General features: G+C 46.0%; 21 protein-coding genes and 3 rRNA genes. 6 read left to right on the top strand and 18 right to left on the bottom strand.

From position 1 onward, the window contains the following. Positions 1 to 124: 124 nt before the first annotated feature. The 8 genes from NST38_RS04605 to NST38_RS04570 all read right to left on the bottom strand — a co-directional run bounded on the left by NST38_RS04605 (position 125) and on the right by NST38_RS04570 (position 9,294). Positions 125 to 781 (bottom strand): deoxynucleoside kinase, encoded by a 657-nt coding sequence (locus tag NST38_RS04605; protein ID WP_036672670.1) that lies wholly within the window; start codon positions 779 to 781, stop codon positions 125 to 127. Continuing rightward, the gene (locus tag NST38_RS04600; protein ID WP_076253494.1) at positions 778 to 1,401 is read right to left on the bottom strand and encodes a deoxynucleoside kinase; all 624 of its coding nucleotides are present in this window, start codon (positions 1,399 to 1,401) and stop codon (positions 778 to 780) included. Before NST38_RS04600 ends, NST38_RS04605 begins: the two co-directional genes overlap by 4 nt. Before the next feature lie 185 nt (positions 1,402 to 1,586). Beyond that, positions 1,587 to 1,703 (bottom strand): 5S ribosomal RNA (rrf, locus tag NST38_RS04595). A 76-nt stretch (positions 1,704 to 1,779) separates the two neighbouring features. Next, positions 1,780 to 4,705: ribosomal RNA gene (locus NST38_RS04590) — 23S ribosomal RNA — on the bottom strand. Between the two features lie 315 nt (positions 4,706 to 5,020). After that, positions 5,021 to 6,573 (bottom strand): 16S ribosomal RNA (locus NST38_RS04585). Together the 16S, 23S and 5S rRNA genes form the textbook arrangement of a ribosomal RNA operon. Positions 6,574 to 7,274: 701 nt before the next feature. Further along, a complete protein-coding gene (locus NST38_RS04580) occupies positions 7,275 to 8,450 on the bottom strand; it encodes a YhgE/Pip domain-containing protein (RefSeq protein WP_076253738.1) in 1,176 nt (391 codons plus the stop codon). 80 nt (positions 8,451 to 8,530) lie between these two features. Then, on the bottom strand, positions 8,531 to 8,962 hold the full coding sequence (locus NST38_RS04575) for a MarR family winged helix-turn-helix transcriptional regulator (protein WP_036605963.1): 432 nt from the start codon (positions 8,960 to 8,962) through the stop codon (positions 8,531 to 8,533). Positions 8,963 to 9,126: 164 nt separating this feature from the next. Beyond that, a complete protein-coding gene (locus tag NST38_RS04570) occupies positions 9,127 to 9,294 on the bottom strand; it encodes a DUF3934 family protein (RefSeq protein ID WP_074093608.1) in 168 nt (55 codons plus the stop codon). 312 nt (positions 9,295 to 9,606) lie between these two features. Here NST38_RS04570 and licT point away from each other — a divergent pair, with 312 nt between their 5' ends. The 3 genes from licT (at position 9,607) to NST38_RS04555 (ending at position 14,001) form a co-directional block, all read left to right on the top strand. Continuing rightward, on the top strand, positions 9,607 to 10,467 hold the full coding sequence (gene licT / locus NST38_RS04565; RefSeq protein WP_036668276.1) for a BglG family transcription antiterminator LicT: 861 nt from the start codon (positions 9,607 to 9,609) through the stop codon (positions 10,465 to 10,467). A gap of 183 nt (positions 10,468 to 10,650) precedes the next feature. Continuing rightward, entirely contained in the window at positions 10,651 to 12,549 is a 1,899-nt protein-coding gene (locus NST38_RS04560) for a beta-glucoside-specific PTS transporter subunit IIABC (protein ID WP_076253739.1), read from the top strand. Positions 12,550 to 12,591: 42 nt separating this feature from the next. Continuing rightward, entirely contained in the window at positions 12,592 to 14,001 is a 1,410-nt protein-coding gene (locus tag NST38_RS04555) for a glycoside hydrolase family 1 protein (RefSeq protein ID WP_076253740.1), read from the top strand. A 101-nt stretch (positions 14,002 to 14,102) separates the two neighbouring features. Here NST38_RS04555 and NST38_RS04550 read toward each other — a convergent pair whose 3' ends face one another. From NST38_RS04550 to NST38_RS04530, 5 genes are all read right to left on the bottom strand, one after another. Beyond that, positions 14,103 to 15,323 (bottom strand): MFS transporter, encoded by a 1,221-nt coding sequence (locus tag NST38_RS04550; RefSeq protein ID WP_036605966.1) that lies wholly within the window; start codon positions 15,321 to 15,323, stop codon positions 14,103 to 14,105. Positions 15,324 to 15,355: 32 nt separating this feature from the next. Continuing rightward, the gene (locus NST38_RS04545; RefSeq protein ID WP_076253845.1) at positions 15,356 to 15,955 is read right to left on the bottom strand and encodes a TetR/AcrR family transcriptional regulator; all 600 of its coding nucleotides are present in this window, start codon (positions 15,953 to 15,955) and stop codon (positions 15,356 to 15,358) included. A 120-nt stretch (positions 15,956 to 16,075) separates the two neighbouring features. Next, complete coding sequence (locus NST38_RS04540; protein ID WP_076253741.1) at positions 16,076 to 17,224, bottom strand: S1C family serine protease; 1,149 nt, start codon at positions 17,222 to 17,224, stop codon at positions 16,076 to 16,078. Between the two features lie 14 nt (positions 17,225 to 17,238). Further along, the gene (locus NST38_RS04535) at positions 17,239 to 18,414 is read right to left on the bottom strand and encodes an FxLYD domain-containing protein (protein WP_179087944.1); all 1,176 of its coding nucleotides are present in this window, start codon (positions 18,412 to 18,414) and stop codon (positions 17,239 to 17,241) included. Positions 18,415 to 18,700: 286 nt separating this feature from the next. Then, positions 18,701 to 19,117 (bottom strand): VOC family protein, encoded by a 417-nt coding sequence (locus NST38_RS04530; RefSeq protein ID WP_076253846.1) that lies wholly within the window; start codon positions 19,115 to 19,117, stop codon positions 18,701 to 18,703. Positions 19,118 to 19,395: 278 nt separating this feature from the next. On the opposite strand from NST38_RS04530, the gene NST38_RS04525 reads away from it, so the two are divergent. Continuing rightward, positions 19,396 to 20,151 (top strand): class I SAM-dependent methyltransferase, encoded by a 756-nt coding sequence (locus tag NST38_RS04525; protein ID WP_076253743.1) that lies wholly within the window; start codon positions 19,396 to 19,398, stop codon positions 20,149 to 20,151. A 110-nt stretch (positions 20,152 to 20,261) separates the two neighbouring features. On the opposite strand, the gene pbp4 is transcribed toward NST38_RS04525, so the two are convergent. Continuing rightward, complete coding sequence (gene pbp4 / locus NST38_RS04520) at positions 20,262 to 22,355, bottom strand: penicillin-binding protein PBP4(5) (protein ID WP_076253744.1); 2,094 nt, start codon at positions 22,353 to 22,355, stop codon at positions 20,262 to 20,264. 177 nt (positions 22,356 to 22,532) lie between these two features. Between pbp4 and NST38_RS04515 the strand changes: the two genes are divergently transcribed. Next, positions 22,533 to 22,937 carry a CBS domain-containing protein gene (locus tag NST38_RS04515; RefSeq protein ID WP_036605969.1) on the top strand — a complete coding sequence of 135 codons (405 nt, stop codon included), beginning with the start codon at positions 22,533 to 22,535 and terminating at the stop codon, positions 22,935 to 22,937. A gap of 114 nt (positions 22,938 to 23,051) precedes the next feature. Here the strand turns inward: NST38_RS04515 and NST38_RS04510 are convergent, their stop codons facing one another. Genes NST38_RS04510 through NST38_RS04495 form a run of 4 tightly spaced genes read right to left on the bottom strand, consistent with a single transcriptional unit; the run spans position 23,052 to position 24,439 of the window. Further along, the gene (locus NST38_RS04510) at positions 23,052 to 23,492 is read right to left on the bottom strand and encodes a hypothetical protein (protein ID WP_076253745.1); all 441 of its coding nucleotides are present in this window, start codon (positions 23,490 to 23,492) and stop codon (positions 23,052 to 23,054) included. Then, positions 23,489 to 23,938 (bottom strand): hypothetical protein, encoded by a 450-nt coding sequence (locus NST38_RS04505; RefSeq protein ID WP_076253746.1) that lies wholly within the window; start codon positions 23,936 to 23,938, stop codon positions 23,489 to 23,491. The genes NST38_RS04510 and NST38_RS04505 overlap by 4 nt, the downstream gene beginning before the upstream one ends. A 25-nt stretch (positions 23,939 to 23,963) precedes the next feature. Further along, on the bottom strand, positions 23,964 to 24,140 hold the full coding sequence (locus NST38_RS04500) for a GyrI-like domain-containing protein (protein ID WP_256720175.1): 177 nt from the start codon (positions 24,138 to 24,140) through the stop codon (positions 23,964 to 23,966). Continuing rightward, positions 24,113 to 24,439, bottom strand: coding sequence for a GyrI-like domain-containing protein (locus tag NST38_RS04495; RefSeq protein WP_256720176.1), 327 nt, complete (start codon positions 24,437 to 24,439; stop codon positions 24,113 to 24,115). The genes NST38_RS04500 and NST38_RS04495 overlap by 28 nt, the downstream gene beginning before the upstream one ends. A gap of 375 nt (positions 24,440 to 24,814) precedes the next feature. Between NST38_RS04495 and NST38_RS04490 the strand changes: the two genes are divergently transcribed. Beyond that, positions 24,815 to 25,381 carry a hypothetical protein gene (locus NST38_RS04490; protein ID WP_341343820.1) on the top strand — a complete coding sequence of 189 codons (567 nt, stop codon included), beginning with the start codon at positions 24,815 to 24,817 and terminating at the stop codon, positions 25,379 to 25,381. Positions 25,382 to 25,520: the final 139 nt, after the last annotated feature.

Below are 25,520 nucleotides of genomic sequence, written 5' to 3'. Positions count from 1 at the left end.
CCCTTGGCACATAAAAAAACACCCCTCCAACAGCATAATAGCCGTAGAAGGGATGTTGTACATATCTGTATCATAGATATAACCAATGTAACCCAGAAAACTACATTCAAAAGCTCTCTCTATCTTACCTTTGCACTTCCTTGGAAGGCTGAATGACAGCTGCAATCTGAGCCAAAATGGCATCCACCGATGCCGGATCATGCACATCATACTCATCAATGTTCAGACGCAGCACAGGGCAAGCTGTAAACTGATCAATCCACACGGAATAGCGCTCGTGCATGTGTTCCCAGTACGAACGGTCCGTCTGAATCTCCATCTCGCGTCCGCGTTCCGTAATACGGTTTAAAATCGAAGGCAGACTGCCTTCCAGATAGATCAGCACATCTGGATGTGGGAAATACGGTGTCATCACCATCGCTTCAAATAAACTGCTGTATGTCTCGAAATCTGTAGCAGACATGGTTCCTTGATCTGCATGCATTTGTGCAAAAATGCCCGTATCTTCATAGATAGAACGATCCTGTACGAATCCGCCACCCAGTTCAAAAATCTTTTTCTGTTCCTTGAATCGCTCTGCCAGGAAATAAATCTGCAGATGGAAGCTCCAACGCTCAAAGTCATGATAGAACTTCTCCAAATATGGATTATGATCAACTTGCTCTAGAGAGGTCTTGAAGTTCAAACGCTGCGCAAGTGCAGCCGTTAACGTGGATTTGCCCACCCCAACCGTACCTGCTACCGTAATTAATGCATTCGTTGGAATGCCATAGTTATTCATATGATATACTCCTTTACCTGATTAACAATTTGCCTGAAGTGTTCAGGATGTTCCACAAAGTCGAGTTGCTCTGCATTGACCTTAATGATTACTGGTGGATTTGAGCTATTTGCCAGATAGTCCATGCCTGTTTTGTAATCGGCGATCAGTTGTTCCATATATGCCGGGTCCATATCCTGCTCAAATGAGCGTCCACGCTTGTTAATGCGGTACATCAACGTATCGAGTTCAGCTTCAATATAGAGCACCAGGTTGGGCTTTGGCAGATCATCTGTTAACAGATGATAGATTTGACGATATTTATCCCGTTTCGTTCCCTTTAAGGTACGATCGGCAAAAATCATATTTTTATAGATATGATAGTCTGAAATGACTGGGGTATTCTGCTCTACATAATGAACGCCCGTGTCTTCCAGTTGTTTAAACCGATTACACAGAAAAAACATTTCCAATTGGAAACTCCACTCGTCGATATCCTGATAAAAGGAAGCCAGAAATGGATTCTCTTCTACGATTTCTTTAACTAACGGAAGATTCAATTCATGGGAAAGCATCGTTGCCAGCGTTGTTTTCCCCGCTCCGATCGGACCTTCCACGGCAATAAACGGGGCTGATTTCATCGTGTTCACTGTTCCTCCTCGTACTTATGCGTGTTTCCGTTTTCTATATAGACCTCACCTATTGTATCACAGCTTTAAGGATTGGAACGCCAGTATTTTATGTATATAACAAGTCAAATCACAACTATTGAATTACATTAAAATAAAAAAGACACACTCGATATCATCAAGTGTGTCTTTAGATTGCTTGGCGGCGTCCTACTCTCCCAGGACCCTGCGGTCCAAGTACCATCGGCGCTAGAGGGCTTAACGGTCGTGTTCGGGATGGGTACGTGTGGAACCCCTCCGCCATCGCCACCAAACGCGTAGCTTACATTTCAGAGTTGTTGTTCTCTGAAAACTAGATTCGAAACGAAACATGCGATTTAGAACTTGCTATTGGATAAGCCCTCGACCGATTAGTACTGGTCAGCTCCATGCATTGCTGCACTTCCACCCCCAGCCTATCTACCTCGTCGTCTTCAAGGGGTCTTACATACTGGGAAATCTCATCTTGAGGGGGGCTTCACGCTTAGATGCTTTCAGCGTTTATCCCGTCCGTACATAGCTACCCAGCGGTGCTCCTGGCGGAACAACTGGTACACCAGCGGTACGTCCATCCCGGTCCTCTCGTACTAAGGACAGCTCCTCTCAAATTTCCTACGCCCACGACAGATAGGGACCGAACTGTCTCACGACGTTCTGAACCCAGCTCGCGTACCGCTTTAATGGGCGAACAGCCCAACCCTTGGGACCTACTTCAGCCCCAGGATGCGATGAGCCGACATCGAGGTGCCAAACCTCCCCGTCGATGTGGACTCTTGGGGGAGATAAGCCTGTTATCCCCAGGGTAGCTTTTATCCGTTGAGCGATGGCCCTTCCATGCGGTACCACCGGATCACTAAGCCCGACTTTCGTCCCTGCTCGACTTGTAGGTCTCGCAGTCAAGCTCCCTTATGCCTTTGCACTCTTCGAATGATTTCCAACCATTCTGAGGGAACCTTTGGGCGCCTCCGTTACTCTTTAGGAGGCGACCGCCCCAGTCAAACTGCCCACCTGACACTGTCCCCGCACCGGATTACGGTACCAGGTTAGAACCTAGATACGATCAGGGTGGTATCCCAACGTTGCCTCCATGCAAGCTGGCGCTCACACTTCAAAGGCTCCCACCTATCCTGTACAGATCGTACCCAAATTCAATATCAAGCTGCAGTAAAGCTCCATGGGGTCTTTCCGTCTTGTCGCGGGTAACCTGCATCTTCACAGGTATTAAAATTTCACCGGATCTCTCGTTGAGACAGCGCCCAAGTCGTTACGCCATTCGTGCGGGTCAGAATTTACCTGACAAGGAATTTCGCTACCTTAGGACCGTTATAGTTACGGCCGCCGTTTACTGGGGCTTCGGTTCACAGCTTCGGATTGCTCCTAACCACTCCCCTTAACCTTCCAGCACCGGGCAGGCGTCAGCCCGTATACTTCGCCTTACGGCTTCGCACAGACCTGTGTTTTTGCTAAACAGTCGCTTGGGCCTTTTCACTGCGGCCCCCTCGTGCTATTCACACTACCGGGGCACCCCTTCTCCCGAAGTTACGGGGTCATTTTGCCGAGTTCCTTAACGAGAGTTCTTCCGCGCGCCTTAGAATACTCTTCTCGCCTACCTGTGTCGGTTTGCGGTACGGGCACCATCACCTGGCTAGAGGCTTTTCTTGGCAGTGTGAGATCATGACCTTCGCTACTATAATTTTCGCTCCCCATCACAGCTCAGCCTTACAATGTGCGGATTTGCCTACACATCAGCCTTACTGCTTAGACGGACATCCATCAGTCCGCGTCACTACCCTACTGCGTCCCCCCATTGCTCATAACGGCTTACGGTGGTACAGGAATTTCGACCTGTTGTCCTTCGACTACGCCTTTCGGCCTCGCCTTAGGTCCCGACTTACCCTGAGCGGACGAGCCTTCCTCAGGAACCCTTAGGCTTTCGGCGGATCAGATTCTCACTGATCTTTTCGTTACTCATACCGGCATTCTCACTTGTATAATGTCCAGCGCTCCTTACGGTACACCTTCAACCCTTATACAACGCTCCCCTACCCCTGATGCAAAGCATCAAGCCATAGCTTCGGTGGTGTGTTTAGCCCCGTTACATTTTCGGCGCAGAGTCACTCGACCAGTGAGCTATTACGCACTCTTTCAATGATGGCTGCTTCTAAGCCAACATCCTGGTTGTCTGTGCAACTCCACATCCTTTCCCACTTAACACACACTTGGGGACCTTAGCTGATGGTCTGGGCTGTTTCCCTTTTGACAATGGATCTTAGCACTCACTGTCTGACTCCCGGAAGTAAGTCTATGGCATTCGGAGTTTGACTGAGCTTGGTAACCCTTGCGGGCCCCGCACCCAATCAGTGCTCTACCTCCACGACTCTGTTTTCCGAGGCTAGCCCTAAAGCTATTTCGGGGAGAACCAGCTATCTCCGAGTTCGATTGGAATTTCTCCGCTACCCCCACCTCATCCCCGCATTTTTCAACATGCGTGGGTTCGGGCCTCCAGTGCGTGTTACCGCACCTTCACCCTGGACAGGGGTAGATCACCCGGTTTCGGGTCTACGTCCACGTACTAAGTCGCCCTATTCAGACTCGCTTTCGCTGCGGCTCCGGCTCTTCACCTTAACCTTGCACGGGAACGTAACTCGCCGGTTCATTCTACAAAAGGCACGCCATCACCCCTAAAACGGGCTCTGACTTTTTGTAAGCACACGGTTTCAGGTTCTATTTCACTCCCCTTCCGGGGTGCTTTTCACCTTTCCCTCACGGTACTGCTTCACTATCGGTCGCTAGGAAGTATTTAGCCTTGGCAGATGGTCCTGCCGGATTCATACGGGGTTTCACGTGCCCCGCACTACTCGGGATCCGTCTCGGAGGGAACCAACTTTCAACTACAGGGCTTTTACCTTCTTTGGCGGGCCTTTCCAGACCTCTTCGCTTAACCGGTTCCTTTGTAACTCCATGTGAGACGTCCCACAACCCCAAAGAGCAAGCTCTTTGGTTTGGGCTTCTCCGCGTTCGCTCGCCGCTACTGACGGAATCACTATTGTTTTCTCTTCCTCAGGGTACTTAGATGTTTCAGTTCCCCTGGTATGCCTCTACACAACCTATGTATTCAGTTGTGAGTAACTGGAAATTACCCCAGCTGGGTTTCCCCATTCGGACACCCCCGGATCAAAGCTTGCTTACAGCTCCCCGAGGCAGTTTCGTTGTTCGCCACGTCCTTCATCGGCTCCTAGCGCCTAGGCATCCTCCGTGTGCTCTTAGTAGCTTAACCATTTTGTTCCGGTTTCGGTCGCTCGCTTCCCTTGTTTTGCTTGCGCAAAGCCAAAAGTCGCTCTCACCCGATACCATCACAAAATCAATTTAACTACCTTTATACACTTGACTTGTTTGCACAAGTTCAGCTTAAAGGAATGTTCTAATTCGCGTTTGTTTCGTTTCGATATCTAGTTTTCAAAGAACAAGCTCCATGCAAAAGCAAGCTGTTTGAGAGTTTGAGCTCTCAAAACCGAACAACGAGTGAGTAACTAGCCGACCTGGCTAGATTTTGTATTTGAATGTTTCCGTTGCAGGAAACGATTCTCCATAGAAAGGAGGTGATCCAGCCGCACCTTCCGATACGGCTACCTTGTTACGACTTCACCCCAATCATCTATCCCACCTTCGGCGGCTGGCTCCTTGCGGTTACCCCACCGACTTCGGGTGTTATAAACTCTCGTGGTGTGACGGGCGGTGTGTACAAGACCCGGGAACGTATTCACCGCGGCATGCTGATCCGCGATTACTAGCAATTCCGACTTCATGCAGGCGAGTTGCAGCCTGCAATCCGAACTGAGACCGGCTTTGTTGGGATTGGCTCCATCTCGCGATTTCGCAGCCCGTTGTACCGGCCATTGTAGTACGTGTGTAGCCCAGGTCATAAGGGGCATGATGATTTGACGTCATCCCCACCTTCCTCCGGTTTGTCACCGGCAGTCTATCTAGAGTGCCCATCCGAAATGCTGGCAACTAAATATAAGGGTTGCGCTCGTTGCGGGACTTAACCCAACATCTCACGACACGAGCTGACGACAACCATGCACCACCTGTCTTGAATGTTCCGAAGAAAAGGTACATCTCTGCACCGGTCATTCAGATGTCAAGACCTGGTAAGGTTCTTCGCGTTGCTTCGAATTAAACCACATACTCCACTGCTTGTGCGGGTCCCCGTCAATTCCTTTGAGTTTCAGTCTTGCGACCGTACTCCCCAGGCGGAGTGCTTAATGTGTTAACTTCGGCACCAAGGGTATCGAAACCCCTAACACCTAGCACTCATCGTTTACGGCGTGGACTACCAGGGTATCTAATCCTGTTTGCTCCCCACGCTTTCGCGCCTCAGCGTCAGTTACAGCCCAGAGAGTCGCCTTCGCCACTGGTGTTCCTCCACATATCTACGCATTTCACCGCTACACGTGGAATTCCACTCTCCTCTTCTGCACTCAAGTCACCCAGTTTCCAGTGCGATCCGGGGTTGAGCCCCGGGATTAAACACCAGACTTAAATGACCGCCTGCGCGCGCTTTACGCCCAATAATTCCGGACAACGCTTGCCCCCTACGTATTACCGCGGCTGCTGGCACGTAGTTAGCCGGGGCTTTCTTCTCAGGTACCGTCACCTTGAGAGCAGTTACTCTCCCAAGCGTTCTTCCCTGGCAACAGAGCTTTACGATCCGAAAACCTTCATCACTCACGCGGCATTGCTCCGTCAGGCTTTCGCCCATTGCGGAAGATTCCCTACTGCTGCCTCCCGTAGGAGTCTGGGCCGTGTCTCAGTCCCAGTGTGGCCGATCACCCTCTCAGGTCGGCTACGCATCGTCGCCTTGGTGAGCCGTTACCTCACCAACTAGCTAATGCGCCGCAGGCCCATCCCCAAGTGACAGATTGCTCCGTCTTTCCAGTTCTCTTCAGGCGAAGAAAACAATTATTCGGTATTAGCTACCGTTTCCGGTAGTTGTCCCAAACTTGAGGGCAGGTTGCCTACGTGTTACTCACCCGTCCGCCGCTAACCATCAGAGAAGCAAGCTTCTCTTCAAGTCCGCTCGACTTGCATGTATTAGGCATGCCGCCAGCGTTCGTCCTGAGCCAGGATCAAACTCTCCAATAAAGTATTGAAAAGAGCGATAAGCTCATTTTGAATCTGACGAGATTAAAAATCTCATTTGTGCTCCAGTCGATCCAAGCCAAGGCTTGTCTCAAACTTTCGCGTTCATTCTGCAAGCAGAATGTTTACTCACTCGTTGTTCAGTTTTCAAAGATCAAACTTGTTTCGTTACCGAATGTCGTTCTCTTCAGCAACTCTTATATAATATCATGTCCGAACCAACTTTGCAAGCTCTTTTTTTAAGTTTCTTTCGAAACTTATTTCATTCGCTTACCGCACCAGTGTTAAACCGTGTTTTCTTGGCCGGATTAATAATATATCACGTATAGATATTAATTACAATACTTATTTTAATAAAATTCATTTACCACAAATCAACTACTCTTACTGTGTTGCTCTCCTCTATCCCAGTCTAAAGTTTATTATAGCTTAAATGACATTCTTTCCATTCATACATCGCAATACATGTCTAATTGCTTTTAAACTTATTAGCCTACATCTCCTCTCTTATATTTTAGCTTCATTAATATGCTCAATTTAGGTTGTCCTTTTATCAAGGTCATGCAAGATACTGGGGGCACTGTAAGTTACCACGAGTATAAGTAGAGGTATTATAAAAGATAAACAAAAAAAGTGATGCACGCATATAACTATACGTGAACCACTTTCTTGTGTGTTATTACATTATATATAGAAGGAAACTCTTAATGTTGTGCCTGTGCTGATGCTGGAGGCGTCATCGTCATTTGTCCATTACCTGCTTTTTGCATACCAACTCGCAGCAACGTAATTCCCCACGTAATAATCGAGATCAATAGAAGATGAACCATGTATCCCCCAACTGCTTCTCCACTATAGATCAAACGCATAAATCCCTGTACCCCATTGGAAGCGGGCAGAAAGTTTCCGATATAACGGTAGAATGGCGCCAGCATCTCGGCTGGAATTATATTTCCTGCAGTCATCAACTGGAGCGGAACCATCGCTACATTAAATAGAGGACCTGCATTGCCAAACAGGGCAAAACTCATTTGTGTAAAACAGATACAAGCCAGACTCACCAGCACATGATACAGATACAAAGCGCCGAAGGAGCTCGCAACATCCGTGAACTGAAGAGCTACTGTATCCACAATTAGGGGAACAATCAAAGCTATACACAATAACAGCAATTGCCGTCCCCAGAAGATTTCCCATTTGGAATGGGTACGCTTCATGATATTCGACGTAATATTAAACTGAATATTCATAGTCATCGAAGCAATATAGGTGATAAAACCCAGAATCATAGGCAGCATCGATGTTGCAAAATCACTCACGCTGTTCGTTTTATTAATTTCAGCCTTCACAGGCCCTTCATTCATCTTCGCCATCGCTTGTCCAATAGCTGCACTCAGTTCATCGCTGTTTATACTATCGTTATTGAGTGTCACTTGAACCTTGGATTCCAGAATCCCTTGACCCATTTGTGCAGTCATTCCGGTCGCAGCATGTTCCACAATGGATTTGGCTACATCGGCATTTCCCTGATTGATATAAAAGGGTAAGCTCGCCTCTGTGCCTCCTGCAATCTGGTCAGTGAATCCTTCCGGAATAACAATAACCATCGCATAGTTACCTGCATTCATCTGTTGCTCAGCTTCCTCGGCAGAACCCAGTACATTGACATGGAAAGGCGCGAGCGTTTCAATCTGCTTCTGCACCTCTTTTCCCTGTGTCCCGTCTTCGTTCACCAGAGCAACTTGAAGTTGATCCACTCTCTCCGTGGCTTGATGATAACCCGTCATCCAGATCACAACAAATAACAGCGGAACAATCAATGCAAAAACCAACCCTATTTTTGTCTGTGGCACTTTAAGAAAATCTTTGAAGCTTCTCATTCGTTCACGACTCCCATTAGTTAAAATTAAAATAATTGCACTACATATATATGCACATGCACATATTTGGTCAAAAAAATTTATTTCATCTTTTCATAGATGCGATTCATTACATTCATGAATGCTTCAAGCTCTTCAGGGGAACATTCGGCGAGTGCCTCTTGCTCTTGCTGTTTTGCCTTTGGTGTCAGAACGTTATTCATTTCCAGTCCTTCCGCCGTCAAACAAAGCAAAACCGCTCTGCGATCCTGTGGATCTTCTTCTCTTGTCACCAGACCTTTGCGAATCAACTTGTCTATAATTTTGCCTACCGTTGTCTGGTCCCGCACTGTTAATTCAGCCAGTTTTTTCTGTGATATATGACTTCCAGCCTTGCTCAATTCATTCAAGACTGCAAATTGTTCCGGAGTAATATCCTGTTCACTCAGATTTCTGGTTGTTGTTTTTTTGTATGCCAGATACGTCCGTGACAGAATCAGTCCAAGTGGATTTTCATCCATATTAACAGGCATGCTGTTGCTCCTTTCTCTATATAGTAGCACTACCATCTAATTTGCGTAAGCTCTATATTATTACCATATTACATTACTGTCAATTTAATTTTTTATCTTTTCAAGCAAAAAGAGACCCACCCGTTAGTCAGGCAGCTCTCTCCTCTGGCATCGTCAAGCCACACTTACTCGGGCTTGCCACTTGAAGTTTCGGTATCGTCCTTCTTCTTTGTGCCTTTACTTTTATAAGGCTTCGGTGCACTTTTCGCCCGGTTAGCAGCGGCTTGCCAACGGTTCCATCCTTTTTTACCCGTACCACGGCCGGTGCCGCCTTTTCCTTTTGCATTGCTCATGTTATCACTCCAATAATCCTGTATATGCTTAAAAATGACCGTCCTCGGTAACTTATTATGCAACCCAGCCCATCTAATTCACTTCCAGCATTTCTTATTATACCAAAAATCCACGTCTTTACGTCCATTTCCATAAATCATTGTATTGTTATTCTGTTATGAAAGCGGTATAGTGGACATAATTGAAAGAGGAAGCTGCGTCTTCTTCGGGATTGTTACTGGTAAGCAGGCGATACCCAAACCAAGGCTGTCTATTAAGCCTTAGTTTGGGTTTTTTGTTTTTATTACGACCAATTGAGGTGAAACACATATATGATCATCCGTCAGATTTTTAACAACAATGTCATCCGGGCTGAGAACCAGGTTGGTCACGAATTTGTTGTCATTGGCAACGGTCTTGGCTTCAAAAAGAAAAACGGACAGCCCGTGGATGAGGATAAAATCGAAAAAACCTTTGTGCTGAAATCGGATAAAATACCACAAAAATTAATCGATCTGATTGGGGAAACATCGGTCGAATATTTGAAGTTAGCGGACGAAATTGTGGGCCATGCCAAAAAGGAAATGGGCGATATTTTTAGTGATAATATCTATATATCATTGATCGATCATATTCAGTTTGCTATTACCCGGTACCGTAAATCCGTCGGGCTGAAGAATTCTCTTTTGTGGCAGATCAAGAAGTTTTACAAGAAGGAGTTTGGGATTGGCATGAACGCTGTGGAGCTGATTCAGGAACAATTCGGTATCCAAATGGATGAACATGAGGCCAGCTTTATTGCGATGCATTTTGTAAACGCTCGTCAAGATGCTCAGGGCATGAAACAAACCGTTGAAATTACTGAAGTTATTGATGATATCTTCAACATTGTGACCAACCATTACCACATCGCCCTGGATGAAAATTCATTTAATTATTCCCGGTTTATTACCCATCTTCAATATTTTGTGCAGCGAATGTTGAGTAATGAACAGGAGCAATTTGCTTCAGGAGACAACTTTCTGTATGAACAGGTGAAGGACAAATATAGCAACGCTTTTGAGTGTACACAGCGGATCAATCAGTACCTTGAAGACAAGTTTGAAAGTGCCATGTCCATTGATGAAAAGGTGTATTTGACGATCCATATTCAACGTGTCACTTCCCGTAACGAGCTTCTCGACGCGGAATAAAAAAAGCTTGCAAACGATTTCGGCGTCATATATAGTAGGTCTCACAACTTAACGACAAGGATTGTTACTGCTCAAGCAGGCGATACCTAAATGATTGGCAACAGGTCATCTTTCCGATGATCATAGCCATTCGTTTAGGTATTTTTTGTTTTCAGGCAATCTTAACAACAAAGGAGAATGAACATGGATCATAAAAAAATGGGGGATGACATCGTTCGTCTCGTCGGCGGAGAAGCCAATATCAATGGTCTTGTCCACTGTGCGACCCGGCTGAGATTCGACCTGAAAGATTCCAAAAAAGCCGAACGCGAAACGCTTGAAAAGCATGACGGCATTATTACCGTTGTAGAAAGCGGCGGCCAGTTCCAGGTGGTCATCGGTAGTAACGTGGCTCATGTATATGCGGAGATTATGAAAAACCGGGATTTTGGAGGAGATTCCTCCTCATCGGCTGAGTCTACAGGGGAAAAAACCTCGCTATTATCCAAAGTTTTTGAAATTATATCCGGAAGTTTCTCGCCGTTAATCCCGGCTATGGCAGGATCAGGTATGCTAAAAGCTTTGCTGACTGTCCTGACCATGCTCGGATGGATGTCGGATACAAGTGACACATACCTGATTTTATCTGCTGCCGGCAACGCTGTATTTTATTTCTTGCCTATCTTCCTCGGCATCACACTGGGTATGAAGCTGAAAGCCAATCCTTATGTAGCTGGCGTAATTGGTGCCGCTCTGATGGAACCGAGCTTCACCGGGCTGATGGATAAGGGCTCCGATGTATCATTCCTGGGTATACCGGTTGTCATGATGAATTATTCAGCCAGCGTATTCCCAATCTTCATATCGATTAGTATCTACGCTGTTCTCGATAAGTTACTCAAGAAAATCATTTTGAAAGACCTGCAATTGTTCCTTGTACCGATGATTGCTTTGATGATTATGGTTCCTCTGTCCGCAATGGCCTTTGGACCATTCGGCACCACGGTAGGTGACTGGATCTCCTCCGGCGTAACTTGGCTCATTGGGGTCAGCGGTATATTATCAGGGGTTGTACTCGGTGGATTCATGACCTTCATGGTTGTGTTCGGACTCCACTGGGGCTTTACTCCAATCACGATACAGAATATCGGGGTTGGCGGCGATCCGATTGAAGCCATGGCTGCTGCAGCTGTATTTGCACAAATCGGTGTAGCCTTCGGTATTTTCCTGAAAGCCAAAAAGAACAAAACCCTGCGCACTCTTGCTGGCTCAACCAGCCTTACAGGTTTACTTGCAGGAGTCACTGAACCAATTGTATATGGTCTGATCCTGCGTTATAAACGTGTGATTCCTATTGTGGTTATCGCAGGTGCGATCGGCGGTGCCATCAATGGTCACTTTGGTGTTAAAATGACTGCTTATGTGTTCCACAATATATTTGCCATTCCTGTCTATACACCAACGGTTGTCTACGTGATTGCGATTGCCTGCTCCTTTGCGGTAGCAGCGGTATTAACGGTGATGTTTGGTTATGAAAACAAAAGCAAAGACACAGCTTCCGAGACCAATGAATCTGTCTCCCACACGTCGGCTGAAAGTACACCAGCAGAACTTCCTGTCGTACTTGAGACTAAAACAACGGAGATCAAGAAAGAACAAATTTATAGCCCGCTTACAGGTAAAGCCGTAGCACTGAATACCATTAACGACCCAGCCTTTTCGACTGGTGCTATGGGCAAAGGTTTGGCGATTGTCCCTGAGATTGGCGAAGTTGTCGCTCCGGTAGACGGTGTTGTCACTTCCCTCTTCCCGACTGGACATGCCATCGGGTTAACAACCAACGCAGGAACGGAAATTCTGATTCATGTTGGCATCAACACAGTAGCGCTAAAGGGAAAACACTTCTCTCCTGTCGTTCAAGAAGGTGATATCGTAAGACAGGGCGATCTGTTAATCCAGTTTGACATCGATAAGATCAAGGAAGCCGGATATGAAACCGTAACACCTGTCATTGTCACTCTAACGCAACAAGAAGTGGATGTGTTCGAAACAACTCAGGAACAGGTACAGAAAAATGATGTCCTGCTGACTCTCGTTGTCTGACCCAACTTATCTTATACGAATTCAATTTAGGAGGAACTAACCATGAAACATACTCAACTGAAACCATTTCCTAAAGATTTTTTCTGGGGAGGTTCAACCTCTGCCTATCAGATTGAGGGAGCCTGGAATGAAGATGGTAAAGGCCCTTCTGTCATCGACATGGGGAATCATGTGGAAGGCGTAACCGACTTCAAGGTAACCAGTGATCACTATCATATGTACAAAGAAGATGTGGCGTTGCTCGCCGAAATGGGCTTCAAAGCCTACCGCTTCTCCATCGCATGGACACGCATCTATCCGCAAGGAGCAGGTGAAGTGAATCCGAAGGGCCTCGCCTTTTACGATTCCCTCATTAATGAGTTAATTAAATACGGTATTGAGCCCATTGTGACGATGTACCACTTCGATCTTCCTTATGCGCTTGAAGAAAAAGGCGGCTGGTCCAACCGAGCAACGATTGATGCTTTTGAACAATATGCCAAGACTCTTTATGAGAACTACGGAGATCGGGTTAAATATTGGCTGACCATCAACGAACAAAATATGCTAATCCTGCATCCTGGCTCTCTGGGCACACTGGATACAACGCTAGTTGATCCGCAAAAAACACTGTATCAGCAAAATCACCACATGCTGGTTGCTCAAGCTAAAGCTATGGTACTGTGTCATGAAATGCTACCTGAAGCCAAGATTGGCCCAGCTCCTAATATCGGTGTAATTTACCCTGCGAGCTCCAAACCAGAAGACACACTCGCGGCTGATAACTATGCTGCCATTCGTAACTGGCTCTATCTCGATATGGCGGTATATGGACGTTATAATCATATTGCCTGGAGTTATCTCGAAGAGAAAGGATATACTCCCATCATTGAAGACGGAGATATGGACATCCTGGCTCAAGGAAACCCTGACTTTATTGCGTTTAACTACTACACTTCCCAGACAGTTGGTGAAAGTCTGAACGATGGCAATGACTTCTCTCATACAGGAGACCAGCATGAAATCGTAGGTGAACCGGGCGCATATAGAGGATCTGTGAATCCCAATCTGCAAAAAACGGAGTTTGGCTGGGAAATTGATCCCGTGGGCTTCCGCTCTACCCTGCGCCAGATCTACTCCCGTTATCACCTGCCATTGATTGTTACGGAAAATGGTCTGGGTGCCTTTGATAAACTGGAGGAAGGCGACGTGGTTAACGATCCATATCGTATTGAATTCTTCAATAAACATATCGAACAGATTCAACTGGCGATTACGGACGGCGTGGATGTATTTGGCTTCTGCCCTTGGTCTGCGATCGATCTGGTCAGCACACATCAAGGGTCGAGCAAACGTTATGGATTCATCTATGTGGATCGTGAGGAATTCGATATCAAGGAATTGAGACGTATCCGCAAACAGAGTTTCCACTGGTATCAAAAACTGATTGAAACGAATGGAGAAATTCGTTAATACACGCACTAATAAAAAAGTCGACTGCACATGAAACATGTGTAGTCGACTTTTTTGGTGTTGATGCATTGATATGGAAGCTTTATTTTCCAATTATAAAATTACATTTCAGCCTTCGGTTGTTTTACCGCTTTGGCCCCTCTGAGTACTCGTAGGGATAACAGGAAACAGATCGCCAGAACGGCAGCTGCCGAAACATAAGGATAGTTAATATTCACATCGAACAGCGCTCCAGCTACGATTGGACCTGCGATATTCCCCAAACTGGTATACGCCGAGTTCAGTCCGGCCACAAAGCCCTGTTGTTCTTGTGCCAGTTTGGACATCTGTGTACTGATCGCCGGACGTAAAATATCCATACCCAGAAAGACGATAAACGTTACGACGAGAATCATCCAGTACGTACTTACAAACAAGGTCAACAGTACAAATACGGCTACAAATAACAGACAGACTGAAATGACCATCTTTTCACCAAATCGATTGAGCAACCAACCGATCAGGGATACTTGCACAACCGCACCTGCGATGGAACCAAATGTAATAATAAATGCAATGTCTTTGGTCGTGAAGCCAAACTTGTGATCCACAAATAGTGAAAATACCGTCTCATAGTTCGCCAGACCAAATGCCATAACAAACACAATAATCAAGCTGAAAAAGTACGGTTCACGGTATGAATTCAGCAATTGGGATACCATACCCGGAGCTTTGACCTTCGTTAAACCAGGGATAGGTTTACTTTGTTCTCCTGTACTTCGTGCAGATTCCGGCAAAATAATCAATGTAATGATGGATGCCAGCAAACCGGCAACCCCAGCGGCGTAGAATGGAATTCGAATGCCAAAGTCCGCAATGTATCCACCAATTCCCGGACCGATGATAAATCCGGTTGTAATCGCTGCATTAATCAAGCCCATACCTTTGCCGCGTTCTTCCTCTGTTGTAATATCTGCGGTGTAAGCCATAACCGCCGGGAAGATCATCGCCGCACCAATACCGCCTAACATCCGGGCTGCGAAGAGCAAGACTGGTGCATTGACCGCACCAAACATAAACTCGGATACGGCAAAGATCAGCATGCCGCCAACGATAATTTTTTTACGTCCCCATGTATCCGACCAACGACCCGCAAGCGGGGAGAACAGAAACTGGGTGAAGGAAAATGCCGCTACCAGCAATCCAACCGTGAATCCGGTGATATGCAGTAGATCCATATACGCAGGCATGATCGGTACAACCAGACCAATACCCGTAAAAACGAGAAAAATATTAAACATTAACAGCAGCAGTGCGCCCCTGTTCCGTGTTAGTAATGCCATGATTCCATCCTCCGTAGTTGTCAAAATGTTGCTTAAGCTTTATCTTTTGCAATCCCGTGCAAGAATACACTAGCGGCCTGGCGGTATAACGCAAGAGCCTGATCAGGCTCCATCCCCCGTGACATCTGACTAAGGCCAACAATGGTACTTTCCAATATGAGCGCGAGATTATCTACATTGTCTGCTTTGAACTCACCGCTCTCAATGCCTTGCTCTATCATTTGTTTATTAAATTGAATATGCCGCTCAAACATTAAGGAGATCCGCTCCTCAATATCATTTTCTTTCTTTTCCCCTGTGAAGAACTCATCAGCTGCCTTCGTCAGCGGGTGATTCATATCATCCATGACGAGTTGTTCCGCCAAACCATAAATTTTCTCCGTGGAGGTGCGATAGAGATGTTCTTTGGCCGCCCAACTCTCTTCCCACTCCCGGTCCCACTCATCGATTAGATAGAGGAACAGACCTTCCTTACTTTTAAAATGGTAATATATATTGCCTTTGCTGCTGCCCGTCGCAGCTACAATATCCTCAATGGACGTTGCTTTATAACCTTTTTGTACAAAAAGGGCTTTGGAAGCATCCGCAAGTTTTTTCTTGGTCTGCTCGGTTTGAAGTTGCTTTTTATTCATACTCATTCCATTTCACTCCGTCCCATGCATACTGAACATTCGTTCTGTATTTTAACAGATGCACCCAATATAAGCAATGAAAAAGGAGAATTGGCACGCATGCCCACTCTCCCTCCACAATCATTTCACTTTTTTACCTTTACCATGCAATATTTTTAGTTGACCATTCTCATAACCCAACTGATACTCGACCCGATATTGCGATATTATATATTCCCCATCTTTGCGTTCATTTGCTGTAATCATTGCCTTCACTTCCATCTCGTCATCGCCTTTATTGACTGAGGATACCTCACTGATGGTCACCTCACTTGTATTCAGATATCCTTCTCTGAACTTGGCATATGTTGTAGCACTCTGCCACTCGCTTCCGAGCAGTGCATAAGCGGTGACATAATCACTCAGATTAAGGCTTGTATAAAAGTCCGTTACAATTCCTTCTGCTTGCAATGTCTTAGTGGCTGAACCCAGGTGAGTATCTCCAACCGTCCGCACCGACGTTGTGCCAGAAGGATTTTTGGACCACGCCTGCACCTGCTTGAGCACACTAGTCATAGGGATGCTGAATCCTATTCCCCCCTCCTGCTCCACGACCGCCGAATTAATGCCGATCACTTCACCAGTCTCCGCACTAATGAGTGGTCCACCACTGTTGCCATGGGTTATTGGTGCCGAGATCTGATAGAGGTTACTATAGATGTAAGGTGCTATTTCAAAGCTACGCCCCAATCCACTGATGATTCCGGTTGTTACGGTGTTCTCTAGCCCAAGTGGACTACCCAATGCCAGAATCTCGTCTCCGGTCTCAGCTTTGGATTTGGCGATGATTAACGGCTTAACTTTTTTCAAATCAGGAACCCTGACTACAGCTACGTCTGTTTCATTCCCAATACCAATAACCGTCCCCTTATATTCCTCATGGTTCAAGGTCCGAATAGTTACTTCATTCGCCCCCTCCACCACATGTGCATTGGTCACGACATCTCCCAGATCATTGTAGAGAAAGCCAGAGCCCAATCCGCTACTACTCTCGATCGTTACAACTTTCTTCTGGCTTTCTTCTATAATCTGTTTACGTGTCTTCTTCACAGGTTGCTTGGAGGCAGTCGTCGCTGCCGCATTTTCCGTTTCCTTCGCGGCAACAACTGCCAGTCTGGGCCCATCCTGCAACTGATCTGCTGAATGCTGGTGTATCCAGAACACGCCTCCTGCTCCAGCACCAATGATAATAGCACTGGATATGATCGTACTCCATGTTCGTTTGGTCATTCCAACCTGTCCTCCTATTCGAGATACCACGTTGCATTCACAACAGAGATTTCCGCTTCCTCGTACACACCATAATAATAGGTTTCAAAAAAACCTTCTTCCCCCACATCCAGCCAGCTTGGATACACATCTGCATAAGTTTGGCCCAGGTATATACCATCTATATTATAAATATCAATCAATACTGTAATGGAAGAGATCGGACGAGTTGCATTATTGATCAATGAACCGCTAATATAAAGATCCCCGTACATATCAAGCGTCGCATCAACGTTCACGACACTTACTGCCGCCGTTCGATTCATCAGATCTTCTTCTGCAGCCTGTTGCTCCGCCAGTTGAATGCGATCCGCTTCCGCTTTTTCAAATGACTTTTTTTCACTGAGCACCCGTTCACGATACGAAGTCAGTTTTTCATTTTCCGGCGCATAGGACAATCCCTGGTCGACCGTTTGTAACGCAATTGTGAAATTCTTTTGCTTTACTTGCTGTTCCGCCTCTTTATAACTTATGCTTGCGAGCTTGTCGACAATTTGCTTCTCTACTGTCTCAGCTTCCTTGCCTTTCAAGTTGGATAGGGTGTCCAACTTCTCGGCTAGTGCCTCAATTGTTGTCAAACTGTCGATTTCCTTTTTCACCTTCAATACGGCTAGCGTTACCTTTCTGTTGTTTAATGCGGCACGCACTTTGGAAAAAACAGGTTCTTCCCGCTCCATCAACGCTTTGGCTACAGCCTGAATGGTCTTGTCTCCTGCGGACAGCTTTCCTGTCTTCAGACTTGTGGATGCCTCATCCAGCTGATTCATCAAGTTGAACGCCTTCGCCGTAATTTGCCGATCCTGTATAAGTGCATCATAGTTCGGTCGTTTCGTTAGAGCGCTGTCTAGCAGTTGGAGAGCCTCTTTATATTTCCCCTCTAGTGCAGCCCGTTCCGCCTGTTGGTGCAGTGATTTAACCTCTGCATTTATACCTGTTTCCTGCTTGTAATAATACGTTAGCAAAGCTCCGACAACTACTGCCAGAAGTATGGGAATAATCCAGCTAAATGCAAGGCCTTGACCCGTATTTCCCTGTTTGGAAGCAGGTTGTTGTTGACGGGACAACGAATCAATTGCTTTTTGCGTTCCTTTATCCATGTCTATGGCTGTTTCTGCCCAGATCTGTTCCTCTGTAGAGCTTGGTTCTTTCAATTTGGTACTACACTTTCTGCACGTGTTATCCGCCGGACTGTTTTTGGTCCCACATACATGACAATACACCCTGATCCCTCCACTTAAGAACATATGTATACTTCGCTTTTCCTGGGTTAGCCTATCGCATCAATTGCTAAAAAAAACCAACATGAATCGATATTTATCATATAGTAAAAAGGAATATTACACCATATGTTCTGTAGATCTCATGTTTAAACGAGTCATACTGGATGCAAAAGAACCTTCCTATTAATTTAGGAAGGTTCTAGTTATTTTCATTTTATCACTCCGAAGGAAAAGCGCTGAGATCCATATAGGAAACTTCCCACAGGTGATCATCCAGATCCTGAAAACTCCATCCGTACATAAATCCGTGATCCTGTGGTTCGTTGGATGGCTTCCCTCCTGCATCGAGGGCAGCTTGTACAATCACATCTACCTGCTCACGGCTATCTACAGACAGGGCAACGATGACTTCGGTTGTATCGGCGGCATTGGAGATTTTTTTCGAAATGAAGGATTGGAAACGTTCCTCCACCAGAAGCATGGCGTAAATATTTTCCCCGATGATCATACAAGTAGCAGACTCGTCCGTAAAATTGGTGTCAAACTCAAATCCCACCTTAGTAAAAAACTCAACGGATTTCTTCAAATCTTGAACAGGTAAATTGACAAAGATCTGCTTAGCACGAATAGCCACCATCGATCACCTCGAACTCATAGAATACATTCCACCTCAAAATAACACCTCGCGTATACGCTGTCAATTGAATATAATGGAGACATTCCAACTTGTGAGGTGACACGGATGTTGCTCCGTATTGTTCGAAGTAATTAGTCGTCGGGCTGGGTCAAAACGCGTACCAGCTATCAAGGTACACGTCTGTCCATTTGATCCTATTCGACCATTTACATTAGAACGATTTGGCACAACGCTCTTGTCCTATTCAAACAAACTCACATTGGAGGAATATGAAAATGAAAAACAAAATAGATTACGCTGACTTTTATGAACGCGTAGGCCGGACGAATGGCTGGAACTTCAGCTCCATGAACGTTGTCTCGGAGAACATCGGATGGAACTTCTATGAGGAAGTTGTCCGCCATACGCGATCGTCCGATCTGTTGCTGGATATTGGAACAGGTGGTGGAGAAGCCATTCTGTCCATTGCGGAAGAAACTTTATTGCTGGTGGGAATTGATCTCGCTCAAGGAATGATTGAGACCGCACAGCATAATCTTCAGTCTACGGGCGGTCATTCCAATGTACGCTTTCTTCATATGGACGCAGAAAAACTGCATTTTCCAGATTGCTTCTTTAATGTGGTATCTTCCAGACACTCCGGATTCTCTGCTTCAGAAGTATTTAGGGTTCTTGCTCAGGGTGGGATATTTCTAACCCAGCAGGTCAGCGAACATGATAAATCCAATCTTTCAGTAGCTTTTGGCCGTGGCCAAAGTTTTGGCATTCAACCTGGCACATTGATGGAACGATACAAGCATGAACTTCAAATAGCAGGTTTCCGTGACATTCAGGCCCGTGAATATAATGTGGTGGAGCATTACGCTACACCTGAAGATTTGATGTTTCTCCTAACCCATGCACCCATCATTCCTGATTTCGGAAAGGTAGACACTGACTTCGAGCGATTCCAGCAGTTTGTGAATGAACATCACGACGAGAAGGGCATTCGTACCAACTCGGCACGCTTCATGATCACTGCAAGGAAATAAATGGTCCCATATTGAATAAAATGAAACTAAAAAAGACCCGGTCACATGTGAGAACCATAACATGGTGACCGGGTCTTTTATTATGCTTGCGAGGCTATATTAAATCGGGTTTACTGCGTAATCTCCAACTTTTCCAAAAAAGGCTTTAATTTATCCACGACATAGTGGCTTCCACCTCGGCCGTTCACCTCTTCAATTACAGCGGATAACAGGAAGGTCGGAGAGTCGGTATCAAACACTACGAAAAATCCGTTTTCCTGACCCTTCTCTCCCTTCTTCGCTTTCAGTTCCGCTGTTCCCGTCTTGCCCGCGAGCCCCCCAGGAATTGAATTCAAGGTATGGGCGGTGCCTCCCTGCCGGGAAACAACTTCTCCCAAAGCATCCTTGACCGTATTTGCGGCTTCCGGAGTAATAATTACCTCAGGGTCAGTGCTTTCTTTTCCCTCGATCAGAACAGGTTTCACCAGCTTCCCTTCATTAATAAAAGGTGTAAATGACGACGCCAGATGAATCGGGGACATTAACATCTCCCCTTGCCCGTAGGACGTATCAGCGAGTAACACCTCAGACGACAGATCCAGATGTGCTTCGTTGGCATATTGGCTTGGCTTCAGATACAGTTCATCCAGTCCAAAGTTATCGCCAAAACCAAATTTCTGGATCCCATCAATAAACTTGGCGCTGCCCATCTCGATCGCTTCCATGGCAAAGTAAATATTGTCCGAGTACACCAGAGCATCGACCATGTTAACCGGCGATAAACTCTTCACACGCTTGACATAATAACCGCCCCAACTATCGTCTTTACGCCATTGCAAGCCAGAGATATCATGGGTTTTGTCTGCTGTGGTCACCTTCTCCACCAGTCCCGCTGCGGCTGTAATCGCTTTGAAGGTTGATCCTGGTGCATACCGGGTAGTGACTCTGTTGATAAAAGGAAGCTTCTCATTCGCCGAATAAGCATCCCACTCTGCCTGAGTAAGTCCTGTAACCATCTTGTTCGGGTTATAGGAAGGCGCACTGACCAACGCCAGCAGGTTGCCGTCCGTCGGATTCATCAGAACCATTGCACCGGCGTCTCCACCACTGGATAAAGTCTGATACAATTTCTTTTGCTGTTTGGAGCTAATCGTCAGCTGAACATTCTGTCCATCTACAGCATCCTTGCGAATAAGCTCAGAACGAGAGTTACCGGATTCATCCGTGATTTCAATCAGACCACCACGTTCACCACGCAGCTGCTTCTCCATGGACTGCTCCAAACCCGCTTTGCCAATCCAATCTTCTGCGCGATAATATCCTTCCGTATCCTTATCCAGATCTTCCTTGGTGGCTTTGCGCACGTAACCAATCAGGTGCGCAGCCGCATTGCCGAGTGGATAATAGCGGATTTCCTTGCTTTGCATCGTAACCCCGCTTAAAGATTCTGGTACGTCAAACTCCTCCGTTGAACCAATCGGGACAAAATACTCCGGCTTCACCCATGTCTGCGCAAGCGCCTTCTGAATGGCATCTTCCGAAACCTGATAATGGCTCGCGATTCGGGTAATCATCTGGTCCGGGTTATCACCAAGTTTCTCAGGTACAATGCCCCATTCATTCATCGTCCCCTTGGTAGCGAGCGGCAAACCATCACGATCCACAATGTCTCCACGATCCGGGAACAGTGTCCTCACTCGTACCTTACTGCCCTTAACCATGTCATTCAGGATCAGTGAAGGCTGCCAGTTAATTTGCCAGTTTTTGCCCCCGTCCTCAAGCTCCTGCCGGACCATTTTCAATGTATGCGTCTCACTGACTTCTCCCAAAAAAGTTGTCAGTTGCAGGTTGTAATCCACCTCATATGTATCCGGGTTTTGTTTCTCTGCATCGGTCTTACTGCCATCGGAAGCCGTTTCGTCAACCTTCACAGGTTTAACCTCCGCCTTGACGGTGGATACTTCCATACCCGAATAGATCGCATTGTATTTCTCAACAAATTGTTCCTTGTTCATGCCCGACTCTTGCAACGAAGCAGGTGTCATCAAGGTGTACAACTGGTCAAACTCTTTTTTCTGCAGATGCTCTATGTACTGATTCACGGTGGTCTGGGGCTTGGCTTCTGCTTCTTTGTTATTGTTATTCTGCATGTATAGATACATTCCGATTCCACCTGCAAATAAGATGGGCAGCAGTCCGTACATTAATTTACGTTTGGATTTCATGGTTACATCACCTCTAATATACACTATAGATTTCCAGAGCCAATTAAACAATGAAACAAATCTGACGAATTTATCATTAAAAATAGCCGAAAGCTCACATAATATGTTTAAATAAGGAGAGTGAGATTACATACTAAAGCTTTTTTGCTATGCAAAAGGCTGAAAAGGAGCCCGATGATGGAAATCAGCTATTTTTTACTCCCCAAAGCCGAAGTGGCCTATATCAAGTCTACCGCTTCCATGAAAGATGCTATTGAGCAATTGGAATCGCAACACTACACCGCCGTTCCCGTGATTGACCAGGATGGAAAATATGTTGCGACCCTGTCCGAAGGCGATTTGTTATGGAAAATGCGAAATACACCCGGATTGACTTTTGATACGATGGATCAGGTTCAGGTCCATGAGATTAACAATCGGGTATATAATGAATGTGTATTCATTGAGGCTGAAATGGAGGATATGCTGACACTTGCAGCAGACCAAAATTTTGTGCCCGTGGTGGATGTCGATCGTGTCTTCCTCGGTATTATCCGTCGTAAGGATATTATTGAATACTATACGCGTAACATTTCGGATTAAATGAAGTCAAACATCCTGTAATAAACGAATATTCAACTCGAAAGGGTACTCCTGTGGTCATGTTTTGGCCAAACCGGGGTACCCTTTTTGTTTCATGGTCTGGTCGGAATCATTCTAGTTACGCTTAGCCCGCTCTTCAATGTAATAACTCAACACGTCCCTCGGACTTCCCTGAAATGCACGCTCTCTGCCGAACTCATACGCCTGATGCAAATACGAATACGCCTCGTCATGCTGTTCAAGTCTCATGCAGATCATGCCGAGATCGATCAACGGACTCGTACTTCTATCCGAACTCCGCGTACTTAACGATATCTCAGCCCACGGCTTGGCCAGTCCATACTGCTTCAGATCGATATGTGCATTCGCATGACAGGATGCGATCCAGCTTGCAATCTCCCATTCCATCTTCGGCTCGGGCAACATGCCCCATGCCTGATCATAATAGATAAGTGCTTGTTCATGTTGTTGCGTCTCATCCAGCACATTACCGGCTTCTACCGTTTCTACAATTTGTCGCTCCAGTTCGGCATGTTCCGGTGTCAGATCTTTCATTGCACCGTCTCCTCCTCCAGAACGAAATACCACTCCAGAAAAGCATTGAAATCAGCCCACTGCGGCTCACTCTCGCCATTAAGAAACCGTTCAATCGATTCACCCAGTTCCACCAGTACCACTTCTCCCGTCTGACGGTTGTAGAAAAATCCACCTTCACCTTCGAAACTGTCCAGTGGAATATACGCCTCGGGAAGTCCCAGTGTAAGCTGTGCTACATCCATGTCTTCCATATATACGGTGTTCTCCATAAACCAGCAGATCTGATACAACTCCTGATGCCTGCTGTAGAAAGTTGGTCCATCCTCTGCATGTAAATAAAATTGTGCAAAACCCGATTGAAGATCAATTCCAAGCTTCCGCAATGCTTCTTCGTAGGCTGCTGGAACATCTTCATGCCACCAGCCTTGCTCCTGGCAATGATCAATCACTTTATTGGATAACATCGCAGACCTCCTAATTCAATTTTGCTCACACAGATTTTACAGGTATCCAGACTTGGGGAGGTGTGCCATCACCTTTGTACACTTCAAGTTCTGGAATCCCTGCATGCTGATATGAAGTGGAAGGAAACCACTCTGTCATAATATAGTGCCACAACCGTTGTATCGCTTCCGGCTCTAGTTCATCAGCTTCAATACGACCCAATCGGACGCAGGAAGTTCGATGGACACCAAACCTTCAGGCACTTCACCTGAGTAAGAGGTAGCAATCCAATACTCCATTTGATTATCCTTCAGCTCTCTCTGATCTACACAGATGCCCACCAGACCGGGAATAGCTCCGTTATTGAACCCGTTTAAACGTTCCTCAATGCCGTCTGCCAAAGCATCCTGCCACATCTTAGGAATTTCTCTTAAATTCTCTCCACCCACACAAGAGAACGTTCGTTTGATGCCCACAAAGGTAAGGGACTGTTGTTCGATCACATTATCATTCACATTCATTAGATGGACTCCTCTCCGAGAGCGATACGGGGCACGGTTCTCCATGACCCATTCATGTTGTCTCATAGTTGATATGTATCTCCGTTATGTCCTACAGATACTTTATCAAAAGAGCAGAACGATTGGAAATAGCGCCGGTGCTACTGGTCATATGAAAGTAGCAGGAACAGAAGTAGACGTGCGATTCATGACTTAAAAGAATATTTACCTACCATTCGTTCCTGCTCGATGTTGGGAGATAGACATACTGGGTTCTTCCCGTCCTTCATTTCCTTATTCTGGTGCAACTTTCTCCCTAGTCGTTCGTCTAACTACTGACCAACAACTAAGGAGATGACTATGCGAATAACTTGCAGCCCCGGTTTTCCTGGAAGCATGATTGGATCGATTGATCTTCAGCCATCGAAGTATTACACCCCACCTTCCAGTAACAGTAAGATCACAGAATATGTTGACCCCGAACTCGTTACCATTCCCTATGTAGAAGATCCGGAATTCGGATCACACTTTGACAACATGAAGGTTATGAACGGAACTTATAAAGATGAAATGCATGTGAGCTATGATGTCGAATTTACGATTGATGTAGATAAAAAAGGTTATATTACGCAATTCGAGCATACGTTCCAGCTGGAACGTTATCTGGATCTGGTTCGCACAAAGTCCTATAAAGTGATCAAGACAAACTGGCGCGGACAAACATTTCACGTGATGACGTACAGTTACCTGGAGGAAGTCATTCATCCGAAAAATGTTCTTTTTAAATGTAACATCGCAGAAGACGTTTTTGTGGTAGCTGAACTTGTCTCCAATCGCTCAGATGAAAGCGTAACTGAGCACGGTATCAGGGATCTTCATTTCCGTGCATTAATCTCGGCACGAGATGATCTGTACCCATTAGATTATATGTGTGAGCCTGATTTCGACCTGAGTCTCGACTAAAAAGTAGATACATATGTAGAAAGAGCATAAGCAGTCCCCAATCAGCGGGGTGGCCTGTGCTCTTTTTTTAACAAATGAACCACCAACTCCCTAATTTAAACATCCTCCTTCACATGCTCGGCCTTATGCTCTCATGCCT

It is taken from the genome of Paenibacillus sp. FSL H8-0104 (assembly GCF_038050215.1).
Classification (GTDB): domain Bacteria; phylum Bacillota; class Bacilli; order Paenibacillales; family Paenibacillaceae; genus Paenibacillus; species Paenibacillus amylolyticus.
Note: the sequence above shows the minus strand (reverse complement) of the source record. Positions and strands in the feature narration are given on the sequence as shown.

Excerpts from the sequence above, each read along its gene's own strand:
- NST38_RS04515 (WP_036605969.1), top strand. The coding sequence starts at position 22,533 with ATGGAAATCAGCTATTTTTTACTCCCCAAAGCCGAAGTGGCCTATATC.
- NST38_RS04540 (WP_076253741.1), bottom strand. The coding sequence starts at position 17,224 with ATGACCAAACGAACATGGAGTACGATCATATCCAGTGCTATTATCATT.
- NST38_RS04550 (WP_036605966.1), bottom strand. The coding sequence starts at position 15,323 with ATGGCATTACTAACACGGAACAGGGGCGCACTGCTGCTGTTAATGTTT.
- NST38_RS04525 (WP_076253743.1), top strand. The coding sequence starts at position 19,396 with ATGAAAAACAAAATAGATTACGCTGACTTTTATGAACGCGTAGGCCGG.
- NST38_RS04600 (WP_076253494.1), bottom strand. The coding sequence starts at position 1,401 with ATGAAATCAGCCCCGTTTATTGCCGTGGAAGGTCCGATCGGAGCGGGG.
- NST38_RS04490 (WP_341343820.1), top strand. The coding sequence starts at position 24,815 with ATGATTGGATCGATTGATCTTCAGCCATCGAAGTATTACACCCCACCT.
- NST38_RS04505 (WP_076253746.1), bottom strand. The coding sequence starts at position 23,938 with ATGTTATCCAATAAAGTGATTGATCATTGCCAGGAGCAAGGCTGGTGG.
- NST38_RS04495 (WP_256720176.1), bottom strand. The coding sequence starts at position 24,439 with ATGAATGTGAATGATAATGTGATCGAACAACAGTCCCTTACCTTTGTG.
- NST38_RS04545 (WP_076253845.1), bottom strand. The coding sequence starts at position 15,955 with ATGAATAAAAAGCAACTTCAAACCGAGCAGACCAAGAAAAAACTTGCG.
- NST38_RS04580 (WP_076253738.1), bottom strand. The coding sequence starts at position 8,450 with ATGAGAAGCTTCAAAGATTTTCTTAAAGTGCCACAGACAAAAATAGGG.
- NST38_RS04555 (WP_076253740.1), top strand. The coding sequence starts at position 12,592 with ATGAAACATACTCAACTGAAACCATTTCCTAAAGATTTTTTCTGGGGA.
- NST38_RS04575 (WP_036605963.1), bottom strand. The coding sequence starts at position 8,962 with ATGCCTGTTAATATGGATGAAAATCCACTTGGACTGATTCTGTCACGG.
- licT (WP_036668276.1), top strand. The coding sequence starts at position 9,607 with ATGATCATCCGTCAGATTTTTAACAACAATGTCATCCGGGCTGAGAAC.
- NST38_RS04510 (WP_076253745.1), bottom strand. The coding sequence starts at position 23,492 with ATGAAAGATCTGACACCGGAACATGCCGAACTGGAGCGACAAATTGTA.
- NST38_RS04570 (WP_074093608.1), bottom strand. The coding sequence starts at position 9,294 with ATGAGCAATGCAAAAGGAAAAGGCGGCACCGGCCGTGGTACGGGTAAA.
- NST38_RS04605 (WP_036672670.1), bottom strand. The coding sequence starts at position 781 with ATGAATAACTATGGCATTCCAACGAATGCATTAATTACGGTAGCAGGT.
- pbp4 (WP_076253744.1), bottom strand. The coding sequence starts at position 22,355 with ATGAAATCCAAACGTAAATTAATGTACGGACTGCTGCCCATCTTATTT.
- NST38_RS04560 (WP_076253739.1), top strand. The coding sequence starts at position 10,651 with ATGGATCATAAAAAAATGGGGGATGACATCGTTCGTCTCGTCGGCGGA.